This is a genomic window from Rugamonas rubra (genome assembly GCF_900114705.1).
Lineage (GTDB): Bacteria > Pseudomonadota > Gammaproteobacteria > Burkholderiales > Burkholderiaceae_D > Rugamonas > Rugamonas rubra.
Window position 1 is genome coordinate 115,655 of the sequence record NZ_FOTW01000018.1, and the last position, 12,878, is coordinate 128,532.

Annotated in this window: 9 protein-coding genes; 7 read left to right on the top strand and 2 right to left on the bottom strand. The window is 63.3% G+C overall.

Features of this window, described 5'->3' with window-relative positions; genetic code table 11:
* Window positions 1-105: 105 nt before the first annotated feature.
* Window positions 106-1,038 (bottom strand): hypothetical protein, encoded by a 933-nt coding sequence (locus BM252_RS19105; protein WP_093389267.1) that lies wholly within the window; start codon window positions 1,036-1,038, stop codon window positions 106-108.
* Window position 1,039: 1 nt separating this feature from the next.
* On the bottom strand, window positions 1,040-2,110 hold the full coding sequence (locus tag BM252_RS19110) for a type IV toxin-antitoxin system AbiEi family antitoxin (RefSeq protein WP_093389268.1): 1,071 nt from the start codon (window positions 2,108-2,110) through the stop codon (window positions 1,040-1,042).
* 275 nt (window positions 2,111-2,385) lie between these two features.
* On the opposite strand from BM252_RS19110, the gene BM252_RS19115 reads away from it, so the two are divergent.
* The 7 genes from BM252_RS19115 (at window position 2,386) to BM252_RS19145 (ending at window position 12,868) form a co-directional block, all read left to right on the top strand.
* Window positions 2,386-3,087 (top strand): REP-associated tyrosine transposase, encoded by a 702-nt coding sequence (locus tag BM252_RS19115; RefSeq protein ID WP_093389269.1) that lies wholly within the window; start codon window positions 2,386-2,388, stop codon window positions 3,085-3,087.
* Window positions 3,088-3,309: 222 nt separating this feature from the next.
* Window positions 3,310-8,034 carry a glutamate synthase-related protein gene (locus BM252_RS19120; RefSeq protein ID WP_093389270.1) on the top strand — a complete coding sequence of 1,575 codons (4,725 nt, stop codon included), beginning with the start codon at window positions 3,310-3,312 and terminating at the stop codon, window positions 8,032-8,034.
* Between the two features lie 155 nt (window positions 8,035-8,189).
* Window positions 8,190-9,653 (top strand): glutamate synthase subunit beta, encoded by a 1,464-nt coding sequence (locus tag BM252_RS19125; RefSeq protein ID WP_093389271.1) that lies wholly within the window; start codon window positions 8,190-8,192, stop codon window positions 9,651-9,653.
* 248 nt (window positions 9,654-9,901) lie between these two features.
* Window positions 9,902-10,705: an ABC transporter ATP-binding protein gene (locus BM252_RS19130; RefSeq protein ID WP_093389322.1), complete on the top strand. Its 804-nt coding sequence runs from the start codon at window positions 9,902-9,904 to the stop codon at window positions 10,703-10,705.
* On the top strand, window positions 10,702-11,484 hold the full coding sequence (mlaE, locus tag BM252_RS19135; protein WP_093389272.1) for a lipid asymmetry maintenance ABC transporter permease subunit MlaE: 783 nt from the start codon (window positions 10,702-10,704) through the stop codon (window positions 11,482-11,484). The genes BM252_RS19130 and mlaE overlap by 4 nt, the downstream gene beginning before the upstream one ends.
* A gap of 80 nt (window positions 11,485-11,564) precedes the next feature.
* Window positions 11,565-12,035: an outer membrane lipid asymmetry maintenance protein MlaD gene (gene mlaD / locus BM252_RS19140; RefSeq protein ID WP_093389273.1), complete on the top strand. Its 471-nt coding sequence runs from the start codon at window positions 11,565-11,567 to the stop codon at window positions 12,033-12,035.
* Window positions 12,032-12,868 (top strand): MlaA family lipoprotein, encoded by an 837-nt coding sequence (locus BM252_RS19145; RefSeq protein WP_093389274.1) that lies wholly within the window; start codon window positions 12,032-12,034, stop codon window positions 12,866-12,868. Before mlaD ends, BM252_RS19145 begins: the two co-directional genes overlap by 4 nt.
* The last annotated feature ends 10 nt before the right edge of the window (window positions 12,869-12,878 follow it).

Consider the following 12,878-nt stretch of genomic DNA (forward strand, 5'->3'; position numbering starts at 1 on the left):
GGGCGCGAGGGTCTGTGCTGCCACCAGCTTGCCAATCAATTGCTACAGATGGATGGCGCATCGTCCATATTCATCTGGCCGGCTCTACGTCGCCGGGGAAACCGCTCAGTCGGCTTTGGCTTCAGCCTCGATACGCGCGCGAATGCCGGTGACGATCTCAGTCACCAGACCCGCGACGTCGCGCTGTTCACGGACACGATGGTCTTCATCGTCGGGGGCCAATCCAAGCAGGAACTGAGCTGCCGCGACTGATCCATTGCGCTCATAGCCTTCCACACCGTCGCCGTCACAAAAACGACTCTCAAGCCGGTCAAGGGCATCCAAAATCGCGTCAGTGTGCTTCCCGGTCCGGTAGCGTGCGACGACCTCGTCGACGATTTGCGCGGGCTTGCCGGCATACCTCAATACATGGACAAGGTCGCCGGCATCCTTGTTTTCCCCTCGCTGGTCGAACGAAATCGCTTTAAGTACAATGAAGGCCGTTGCGTCCGCGTGGCGAATCACCTCGGTCGAGATACCGCTGCCGCCGAGTAGTTTGGCCGTGACCTTTTTTTCCCGATACCATTCGTGCACCACGTTGGCGTGCCGGATGCCCAGCGCCGAAACCTTCTCATCCTCGATCGAAACGGGTTTCCCCTCCTGCGACTCGTCCACCGCGTTGTGCAGGAAATCCACCACGACGGTGATATGTTCGGCGGCCTTGCATTCCCATTGCCAGCCGCTCGGGGATTGTGTACCTGGTCTCTGATGGCGTACGAAGCCACGGGCTTTTAGCTGATCGGCCAGCGAGGCGTAGCCCTCGCCCTCGGCGATAACTTTCAGGTTGAAAACGATATCGACATCGGTCGTCCCGGCATGAGCCGGCACGTCCGGCGGAGACTCTGGCGTGAGATAGCGCGGCACCAGGCCACCCACAAGACGGACCGAGTCCTTCAGCGTTCCAAGGGCGTTGAGCAGGGTCACCAATACTCGTTCACACGCATCCGTTTGCGCGGTATTGTAGCCATCGGCTGTTTTTGGTTTGGCTACAGTGGCCATATTACATATTCAGTTGATACTGTCGAAGTTGTGCCGCGAGTTCTTTGTTCCTGCCTTTGCCATCGAGTAAATCAAGATACAGGATAAACGGATTGGCGCACCGCGATCCGGTCAACCCATGCTCATTCGTGAATAAGGTGCTGGCGCCGGTCCGCTCTATCAAGGTAACATTTGCACCCTTCTCGGCGGACTTCAAGCCGAGTGAGGCGGCGTAACGGTGTGCCTCGCCAGGTGGAACGATGAGATCGACAGTATCCGTACGGGTCAGATGCGGCACCACCAAATTGGCGGCAGCCGATCCGGTAAAGATCGCGCCGTTCGTCCCCGCAGCGCGTAACTTATCCGCGAGCTGGCCGATCAGGTCGTTGGCGTCGGATAAGTAGAAGTACCACTTCGTTTTCGGCGCTTTTTGCTCGCGCCAAGCGTCCACCCAAGCGTCGAGTAACTCGGCGGGGTGCGACACTTTGCGCCGCAGCGTTCGTCCGCTGCCCTCGCTTGCAATCCATTCCCGTCGCTCCAGCTCGGCGAGCACTGTGGACACTGTGTAGGTCGAGGTCTTTGACAATTCAGCGAGTGCCAGCCCGCTTTGGAAGCTGTTGTGGGCATAGAGCAAAGCGAAAATCACCTGTTCCCTTGCACCGGTAAACAACGGCACGATGCCGCGACGTAGCGTCGGCTTGGACGGCCGCTCGATATCGATGAGCCATTCCTCATGCCTCAAATAGAATGTGCCGTTGGCTTCAAAATAGGCTAGTCCGTGACGCCGCAAGTCAGCCTTCGCACCGTTGCTGAGGTGCTCCGCCGCCACCATCAGGATGATGTCCCGGGCTTTGCTATTGTCCTTGTGAAAGTTCTCAAGTTGCCACGCAGCATCGCGAACATCTCTCGGATAGGCTTGGCGCAACAACTCGATGGCCAGGCGTCGGTGGCCAGAGGGCGAGGAAACATGCATCAGACAATCCAGCCGTCCGCCGCAGTGCGACACTTCGAACACCGGCTCCTCGGTGGCGATGCCGGCGCGTTCAAGTGCGCCGGAAAGCGATTTGACTAAATTTTCATCACGGATAGACATGGATTCTTTTCCCGGATAAATAATACAAAATTTAGTTACTTTAGCTATTCTTCATAGTTTAGCTGCGCAGATAAACTACCGCAATCAGCATAAGAAAGATCGAGCTTTAGCGGTTTCTTGTCAATGCCACCATGCAGATGACGTTTCGGTGGAAAGTAGCCGGGAGACCAATTAGGGACAGAGTCGAAGGATTTTTTTCCGGACTCGAATTAATCGGGGACAGAGTAGTGCCGGCGCGGTAGAATCGCAGTATTCACTCCACTCCCCGCGTTCCCATGGCCCGTCTTCCCCGCTTGATTGTTCCGTCCCAGCCGCACCACGTCATCCAGCGTGGCAACAACGACCAGGTGATTTTCCACGACGCCGAGGATTATCAAGCCTTCCTCGGCTGGCTGCGCAGCGCCGCCAAGACCTACAAGGTGGCGCTGCACGCCTATGTGCTGATGCCCGACCACCTGCATTTGCTGGTCACGCCGTCCGACGAGGACGGCCTGGGCCAGATGATGCAGTGGATAGGCCGCTACTACGTGCCCTACTTCAACCAAAAATACGGCCGCAGCGGCACGCTGTGGCATGGCCGCTACAAGACCTCGCTGATCGACGCCGAGCAGTACTTCATGCCCTGCGCCCGCTTCATCGAGTTCAACCCGGTGCGCGCCGGCCTGGTGGCCAGCGCGGCCGAGTATCCCTGGTCCAGCTACCAGCACCACGCCGGCATCCGCGTCGACGGCCTGATCACCGACCACGCCAACTACTGGGCCTTGGGCAACACGCCGTTCCAGCGCGAGGCGGCCTATCTGGCCCTGACCGAGTACCCGCTGACGGCGGCCGAGGTGGAGGAGATCGGCAAGGCCGTGCTGAAGGGCTGGCCGCTGGGCTCGGAGAAGTTCAAGACCGAGTTGCAACTGCGCGTCAAACGCCAGGTGCTGCCGGCCAAGCGGGGCCGGCCTTTCAAGCAGGCGGCGCCGCAGGAATAGGGCGGCGCGCCGCGCCAAGCGACTAAACAATCCGCCAAAAACCGTGGCCAGCCGCCAGGCGCCACGGTTTTTTTGAAATTCCTACCACTATGTCCCTATTAAATTTTTCCAGCGACTCGTGAAAAATTAATTCGACTCCGACCCTAATTGTTATTGTTGAACTTTCTGCTGCATTGCACTACTCTAGGCTTTCGATATTCCAATATGCAGTGGAGAATGCCCATGAAAGCCCAAGGTCTGTACGATCCGTCCAATGAACATGACGCCTGTGGCGTCGGTTTCGTCGCCCACATCAAGGGCAACAAGAGCCATTCCATCGTCGAGCAGGGTCTGCTGATCCTGAAGAACCTCGACCACCGGGGTGCCGTTGGCGCGGACGCGCTGATGGGCGACGGTGCCGGCATCCTGATCCAGATTCCCGACCAGTACTACCGCGACGAGATGGCCAAACAGGGCGTCGAGCTGCCGCCACCGGGCGAGTACGGCGTGGGCATGGTCTTCCTGCCGAAGGAAAACGCTTCGCGCATCGCCTGCGAACAGGAAATCGAGCGCGCCGTGCGCATCGAAGGCCAGGTCGTGCTGGGCTGGCGCAACGTGCCGGTCGACTGCGACATGCCGATGTCGCCCACCGTGCGCGCCAAAGAGCCGGTGATCCGGCAGATCTTCATCGGTCGCGGCCCGGACATCATGGTCACCGACGCGCTCGAGCGCAAACTGTATGTGATCCGCAAATCGTCGGGCCACGCCATCCAGGCGCTCAAACTGCTGCATGGTAAGGAATTCTTCGTGCCGTCGATGTCGGCGCGCACCATTGTTTACAAGGGCCTGCTGCTGGCCGACCAGGTCGGCGTCTACTATAAAGACCTGCAGGACGCCCGTTGCATCTCGGCGCTGGCGCTGGTGCACCAACGCTTCTCCACCAACACCTTCCCGGAATGGCCGCTGGCCCACCCCTACCGCCTGATCGCCCACAACGGCGAGATCAACACCGTCAAGGGCAACTTCAACTGGATGCGCGCCCGTGAAGGCGTGATGAAGTCGGCCGTGCTGGGCGAGGACCTGCAGAAGCTGTTCCCGTTGATCTACGAAGGCCAGTCGGACACCGCCTGCTTCGACAACGCCCTCGAACTGCTGTTGATGGCCGGCTACCCGATCGCCCAGGCGATGATGATGATGATCCCGGAAGCCTGGGAAAATCACGGCACGATGGACGACAATCGCCGCGCCTTCTACGAATATCACGCCGCCATGATGGAACCGTGGGACGGCCCGGCCGCCATGGCCTTCACCGACGGCCGCTACATCGGCGGCACGCTGGACCGCAACGGCCTGCGTCCGGCCCGCTACATCGTCACCGACGACGACCTGGTGGTGATGGCCTCGGAATCGGGCGTGCTGCCGATCCCGGAATCGAAGATCATCCAGAAATGGCGTTTGCAGCCGGGCAAGATGTTCCTGATCGACCTGGAAGCGGGCCGCATCATCGACGATAAAGAGCTCAAGGACACCTACGCCAACGCCAAGCCCTACAAGGCTTGGATCAACGCCGTGCGCATCAAGCTGAACGAGATCAAGCTGAGCGAAAGCCAGCTGGCGCACAACCGCGTCAAGTACACCACCGCGCCGGGCGAGAAGGCCGTTGCCTCCGTGCTGGACCGCCAGCAAGCCTTCGGCTACACCCAGGAAGACCTGAAGTTCCTGATGGCGCCGATGGCCGTCGCCGGCGAGGAAGCCACCGGCTCGATGGGCAACGACTCGCCGCTGGCCGTGATGTCGAACAAGCTCAAACCTTTGTACAATTACTTCAAACAATTGTTTGCGCAAGTGACCAACCCGCCGATCGACCCGATCCGCGAGGCGATGGTGATGTCGCTGGTGTCCTTCATCGGACCGAAGCCCAACCTGCTCGACACCAACAACGTCAATCCGCCGATGCGTTTGGAGGTTTCCCAGCCGATCCTCGGCTTCGACGACATGGCCCGCCTGCGCGGCATCAGCCTGCATACCGGCGGCAAGTTCAAGTCGTATGAGCTGAACATCTGTTATCCGATCGCCTGGGGCAAGGAAGGCGTGGAGGCCTGCCTGGCCTCGCTGTGCGCCGAGGCGGTCGACGCCGTCAAGTCCGGCCACAACATCCTGATCGTCTCGGACCGCTCGATCTGCAGCGACCGCGTCGCCATTCCGGCGCTGCTGGCCACCTCGACCATCCACCAGCATCTGGTCAGCAAGGGCCTGCGCGCCTCGACCGGCCTGGTCGTCGAGACCGGCTCGGCCCGCGAGACCCACCACTTCGCCCTGCTGGCCGGCTACGGCGCCGAGGCGGTCCATCCCTACCTGGCGATGGAAACCCTGATCGAACTGGCCGCCGGCCTGCCCGGCGAGCTGTCCGGCGAGACGGCGATCTACAACTACACCAAGGCGGTCGGCAAGGGCCTGATGAAGGTCATGTCGAAGATGGGCATTTCGACCTATATGTCCTACTGCGGCGCACAGATCTTCGAGGCCATCGGTTTGAACAAGTCGCTGGTCGACAAGTACTTCAAGGGCACCGCCTCGAACGTCGAGGGCATCGGCGTGTTCGAGGTGGCCGAGGAGGCGCTGCGCCTGCACCACCTGGCCTTCGGCGACGATCCCCTGCTGGCCAACAACCTCGACGCCGGCGGCGAATACGCCTTCCGCGTGCGCGGCGAGGACCACCTGTGGACGCCGGACGCCATCGCCAAGCTGCAACACTCGACCCGCAGCAACAACTTCTCCAGCTACAAGGAGTACGCCCAGCTGATCAACGACCAGAGCCGTCGCCACCTGACCCTGCGCGGCCTGTTCGAGTTCAAGCTCGACCCGACCAAGGCGATCCCGCTCGACGAGGTCGAATCGGCCAAGGAGATCGTCAAGCGCTTCGCCACCGGCGCCATGTCGCTCGGCTCGATCAGCACCGAGGCGCACGCCACGCTGGCGGTGGCGATGAACCGCATCGGCGGCAAGTCCAACACCGGCGAGGGCGGCGAAGACCCGGCCCGCTACACCATGGAGTTGAAGGGCATCAAGATCAAGCAGGGCGAGACCATGGCCTCCATCGTCGGCAAGGAGCAGATCGTCGTCGACATCCCGCTGCAGGCCGGCGACTCGCTGCGCTCGCGCATCAAGCAGGTGGCCTCGGGCCGTTTCGGCGTCACCGCCGCCTACCTGAACTCGGCCGACCAGATCCAGATCAAGATGGCGCAGGGCGCCAAGCCGGGAGAGGGCGGCCAGCTGCCGGGCCACAAGGTGTCCGAATACATCGCCACCTTGCGCTTCTCGGTGCCGGGTGTCGGCCTGATCTCGCCGCCGCCGCACCATGATATCTATTCCATCGAAGATCTGGCCCAGCTGATCCACGATCTGAAGAACGCCAACCCGCGCGCCTCGATCTCGGTCAAGCTGGTGTCGGAAGTGGGCATCGGCACCGTCGCCGCCGGCGTCACCAAGGCCAAGGCCGACCACGTCGTCGTCGCCGGCCACGACGGCGGCACCGGCGCCTCGCCGTTGTCCTCGGTCAAGCACGCCGGCACGCCGTGGGAGCTGGGCCTGGCCGAGACCCAGCAGACGCTGGTGCTGAACGGTCTGCGCAGCCGCATCCGCGTCCAGGCCGACGGCCAGATGCGCACCGGCCGCGACGTCGTCATCGCCGCCATGCTGGGCGCCGACGAGATCGGCTTCGCCACCGCGCCGCTGGTGGTCGAGGGTTGCATCATGATGCGCAAATGCCACTTGAACACCTGCCCGGTCGGCGTCGCCACCCAGGACCCGGTGCTGCGCGCCAAGTTCTCCGGCAAGCCGGAATACGTCGTCAACTACTTCTTCTTCGTCGCCGAAGAGGCCCGCCAGCTGATGGCGCAACTGGGCATCCGCACGTATGACGAGCTGATCGGCCGGGTCGACCTGCTCGACAAGTCGAAGGCGGTCGAGCACTGGAAGGCCCGTGGCCTGGACTTCTCCGCCATCTTCCACCAGCCGGAAGTGCAGAACGGCCAGACCATCTACCACAGCGAGTTCCAGGACCACTGTCTGGAGAAGGCCCTCGACCACAAGCTGATCGCCCAGGCCAAGGCGGCGCTGGAGAAGGGCGAGCGGGTCTCCTTCATCTCGCCGGTGCGCAACGTCAACCGCACCGTCGGCACCATGCTGTCCGGTGAGGTGGCGCAGCGCTATGGCCACGCCGGCCTGCCCGACGACACCATCCACATCCAGCTGCAGGGCACGGCCGGCCAGTCCGCCGCCGCCTTCCTGGCGCACGGCATCACGCTCGACCTGGTCGGCGAGGGCAACGACTACGTCGGCAAGGGCCTGTCGGGCGGCCGCATCATCGTGCGGCCGAACACCGAGTTCCGCGGCTGGGCGGTGGACAACATTATCGTCGGCAACACCGTGCTGTACGGCGCCATCGCCGGCGAGGCCTTCTTCAACGGCGTGGCGGGCGAACGCTTCGCCGTGCGCAACTCCGGCGCCACCACCGTGGTCGAGGGCGTGGGCGACCACGGCTGCGAATACATGACCGGCGGCACCGTCGTCGTACTGGGCGCCACCGGCCGCAACTTCGCCGCCGGCATGTCGGGCGGCATCGCCTATGTCTACGATCCGGACGCCGACTTCGCCCTGCGCTGCAACACCGCGATGGTCAGCCTGGAGAGCGTGCTGACGGCGGCCGAGCAGCACGTCGACCGCGCCACTTGGCACAGCCAGCACCGCGACGGCGAGCCGGAGGCGGACGAGGTGATCCTCAAGCGCCTGATCGAGCGCCACTTCAAGCACACCGGCAGCACCCGCGCCCGCTTCCTGCTCGACAACTGGGCCGAGGGCCGCAGCAAGTTCGTCAAGGTCTTCCCGAGCGAGTACAAGCGCGCGCTGGCCGAAATGGCCGAGGACCTGGCCAACGAGGCCGCCGTGGTGCAGCCGATCGCCGCCTAATCAGGCAGCGGACAAGACAGCGGACGGGCCGGCGGCCCGTCCCCGCAGAACATAAGCAGATGGTGGACGGGCCGGCGGCCCGTTCCCGCAGAACATAAGCAGATAGCGGACGGGCCGGCGGCCCGTCCCCGCAGAACATATACAGAGGATTAATCGTGGGTAAAATCACCGGTTTCATGGAATTCAAGCGCCAGGAAGAGGCCTATCTGCCGGCCGCCGCGCGGCTCAAGAACTATTCAGAGTTCGTCATCACCTTGACCAACGAGCAGGCCAAGGTGCAGGGCGCGCGCTGCATGGACTGCGGCATCCCCTTCTGCAACACCGGCTGCCCGGTCAACAACATCATCCCCGACTGGAACGACCTGGTATATCGCGGCAACTACCGCGAGGCGCTCGAGACCTTGCACTCGACCAACAACTTCCCCGAGTTCACCGGCCGCATCTGCCCGGCGCCCTGCGAGTCGGCCTGCACCCTGGGCATCAACAACGACCCGGTCGGCATCAAGTCGATCGAGCACAAGATCATCGACGAGGGCTGGGCGCACGGCTGGGTGGTGCCGCAGCCGGCCGCCAAGCTGAGCGGTAAAAAAGTCGCCGTGGTCGGTTCCGGCCCGGCCGGCCTGGCCGCCGCCCAGCAGCTGGCGCGCGTCGGCCATGCCGTCACCGTGTTCGAGAAGAGCGACCGGGTCGGCGGCCTGTTGCGCTACGGCATCCCCGACTTCAAGATGGAGAAGTCGCACATCGACCGCCGCGTCAAGCAGATGGAGGCCGAGGGCGTGGTGTTCCGCACCAGCGTGCTGGTCGGCAAGGACTTCCCCGCCACCGTCAACAACTGGGCCAAGGAAACCATCTTCCCCGAGGACCTGGAGAAGGAGTTCGACGCCGTCATCATCGCCGGCGGCGCCGAGCAGCCGCGCGACCTGCCGGTGCCCGGCCGCGACCTCAAGGGCGTGCACTTCGCCATGGACTTCCTGCCGCTGCAGAACAAGGTCAACGCCGGCGACAAGGTCAAGGACCAACTGAAGGCGACCGGCAAGCACGTCGTCGTCATCGGCGGCGGCGACACCGGCTCCGACTGCGTCGGCACCTCGAACCGCCACGGCGCCGCCTCGGTGACCCAGTTCGAACTGATGCCGATGCCGCCGGAACAGGAAAACAAGCCGCTGGTCTGGCCCTACTGGCCGACCAAGCTGCGCACCTCCTCCTCGCACGAGGAAGGCTGCGAGCGCGACTGGGCGGTCGCCACCAAGCGCCTGGAAGGCAAGAACGGCAAGGTCGAGAAGCTGATCGCCTGCCGCGTCGAATGGAAGGACGGCAAGATGAGCGAGATGCCGAACTCGGAATTCGAGATGAAGGCCGACCTGGTGCTGCTGGCCATGGGCTTCGTTTCGCCGGTGCAACAGGTGCTGGACGCCTTCGGTGTCGACAAGGATGCGCGCGGCAACGCCAAGGCGACGACCGACGGCGCGGGTTGCTACCAGACCTCGGCGGCCAAGGTGTTCGCCGCCGGCGACATGCGCCGTGGCCAGTCGCTGGTGGTGTGGGCCATCCGCGAGGGTCGCCAGTGCGCCCGCGCCGTCGACGAGTTCCTGATGGGCTCGTCCGAGCTGCCGCGCTAGTTCGCCGACCGCAACTTTTCCCAACCGGCAGCCGAGGGGTCTAGCACCCGCCGGCTGCCGGTTTTTTTTCGCCGGCGGACGTGGTATGCTGCGTTGCAGCAAATTACATTATTTATCATATGTAAATTGCTGACTTTTGGTTCATTAGTGTTGTAAAATCCCTCACTTCCCTCCCCCGAAAGCGGGGGCGCCAGCAGAGATTTGCTTTTCTGCACTACAATACGGCATTCAAAAAAATGAGTTCGTTCGTGCCCAATCTTGTCGAAATCCGTGATTTGCACTTCTCCTATGGCAAGCGCCCCATTCTGACGGGCCTCCAGATGGACTTCCCGCGCGGCAAGGTCGTCGCCGTCATGGGCGGTTCCGGCAGCGGCAAGACCACGGTGCTGCGCCTGATCGGCGGCCAGCTGCGGCCGAAAAAAGGCCAGGTCAAGGTGCACGGCCAGGTGGTCCACAAGCTCGGCACCGACGCACTGTATCTGTTGCGCCGCAAAATGGGCATGCTGTTCCAGCACGGCGCCCTGTTTACCGACCTGACCGTGTTCGAGAACGTCGCCTTCCCGCTGCGCGAGCACACCGACCTGCCGGAAGAGCTGATCCGCAACCTGGTGTTGATGAAATTGCACGCCGTCGGCCTGCGCAACGCCGCCAAGCTGAAGCCGGCCGAGATCTCCGGCGGCATGGCGCGCCGCGTCGCGCTGGCCCGCTCGATCGCCCTCGACCCCGAGCTGATCATGTACGACGAGCCCTTCGCCGGCCTCGACCCGATCTCGATGGGCGTCACCGCCAACCTGATCCGCAACCTCAACACCGCGCTCGGCTCGACCACCATCCTGGTCTCGCACGACGTCAAGGAGTGCTTCGCCATCGCCGACCACGTGTATTTCCTGTCGCAGGGCAAGATCGTCGCGCACGGCACGCCGGCCGAGATGTGGGTCTCGACCGACCCCTACGTCAAACAGTTCGTCCACGCCGAGGCCGACGGCCCCGTGCCCTTCCACTATCCCGGCAAGTCGCTGGCCGACGACCTGGGCCTGGAGGCGCACGCATGATCGAATCCTTCCTGGCCCGCCTGGGCGCCACCGTGCGCGACTACGTCGAGAGCATCGGCTACGGCACCCGTTCCTTCTTCACCCTGCTCGGCGTCTCGCCCGGCCTGCTCAAGCGGCCGCGCCTGATCGTCGAACAGCTCCACTTCATCGGCAACTATTCGCTGCTGATCATCGGCCTGTCCGGCCTGTTCGTCGGCATGGTGCTCGGCCTGCAGGGCTACTACACGCTGGCCAAATACGGCTCCGAGCAGGCGCTCGGCCAACTGGTGGCCCTCGGCCTGACGCGCGAACTGGGGCCGGTCATCACCGCGCTGCTGTTCGCCGGCCGCGCCGGCACCTCGCTGACCGCCGAAATCGGCCTGATGAAGTCGGGCGAGCAGCTGTCGGCGATGGAAATGATGGCCGTCAACCCGATCCAGCGCGTGCTGGCGCCGCGCTTCTGGGCCGGCGTGATCGCCGTGCCGGTGCTGGCCTCGGTGTTCAGCGCGGTCGGCGTGTTCGGCGGCTACCTGGTCGGCGTGCAACTGATCGGCGTCGACGACGGCACCTTCTGGTCGCAGATGCAGGGCGGCGTCGACCTGTGGGACGACATCTTCAACGGCTTCATCAAGAGCGTGGTGTTCGGCATCGCCATCACCTTCATCGCCCTCTACCAGGGCTACGAGTCGCAGCCGACACCGGAGGACGTGGCCCGCGCCACCACCCGCACGGTGGTGATCTCCTCGCTGATGATCTGGTGGCTGGACTTCATGTTGACAGCCTTGATGTTCGGCAAATAAGTCTGAAAAGAATCTATTTGGTCCACACCGCACAACGCGACGTGTGCCGCGGCAAGAGAAAATAAACTAGGATATGTACTATGCAACGTAAATCTTTGGATGTCTGGGTCGGTTTGTTCGTGGTCTTGGGTGTCGCCGCGCTGATGTTCCTGGCCTTGAAGGCCGGCAATATGAGCTCGATGTCCTTCGCCAAGACCTACAGCGTCACCGCCAAGTTCGACAATATCGGCGGCCTGCGTCCGCGCGCCCCGGTCAAGGGCTCGGGCGTGGTGGTGGGCCGGGTCGGCAAGATCGAGTTCGACGACAAGCACTACCAGGCCCTGGTCACCTTGAATCTGCAAGAGGGATACAATTTCCCCAAGGACACCTCCGCCAAGATCCTCACCGCCGGCCTGCTCGGCGAGCAATACGTCGGCCTCGAGGCCGGCGGCGACACCAACAATCTGGCCGAGGGCGACAAGATCGCCCGCACCCAGTCGGCCACCGTGCTGGAAGACTTGATCAACCAGTTCATCTACAGCAAGGCTGCTGAAGGCAAGGATAGCAAATGAAAAATTACTCCAAGTATGTGCCCTTCCTGCGCCGCGCCGCCATGGCCGCCGGCGTCGCCGTGCTGCTGAGCGCCTGCGCCGGCCCCAACCCGCGCGACCCCTACGAGGGCTTCAACCGCGCCATGTTCCAGTTCAACGACACGGTCGACCAGGTCGCCCTCAAACCGGCCGCCACCGCCTACAAGGCGGTGCTGCCGACCTTTGTGCAAACCGGCGTCAACAACTTCTTCGGCAACCTGTCGGATGTCTGGAGCGCCGTCAACAACCTGCTGCAGGGCAAGGGCGAGGCCGGCATGTCCGACGTCACCCGCGTCACCTTGAACTCGACCTTCGGCCTGCTCGGCCTGCTCGACATCGCCTCCGAGGCCGGCCTGCAGAAGCACAACGAGGACTTCGGCCAGACCCTGGGCCGCTGGGGCGTGCCGTCCGGCCCCTACCTGATGCTGCCGCTGCTGGGCCCGTCCACGGTGCGCGACACCTCCGCCCTGCCGCTCGACATCAGCGGCGACGTCTGGCGCTACAAGGAACCCCTGTACATCCGCAACATCGGCACCGCCACCCGCGTGGTCGACCAGCGTTCCAACCTGCTCGACGCCTCCACCCTGCTGGAAGACGCCGCGCTGGACCGCTACGAATTCATCCGCGACGGCTTCCTGCAGCGCCGCGAGAGCAAGATCTTCGACGGCGAGAGCAACCCGCGCAAGCGCCAGCCCAAGCAGGCCGAACTCGACGCCGCGCCGGACGGCATGGAAACTTCGGCGCCCGTGTCATCCGCGACGGCACCAAAAGAGTTAAACTCGGAACCCCCGGCTGCGACCAACGCCAGCCTGTGATCCGAACTGA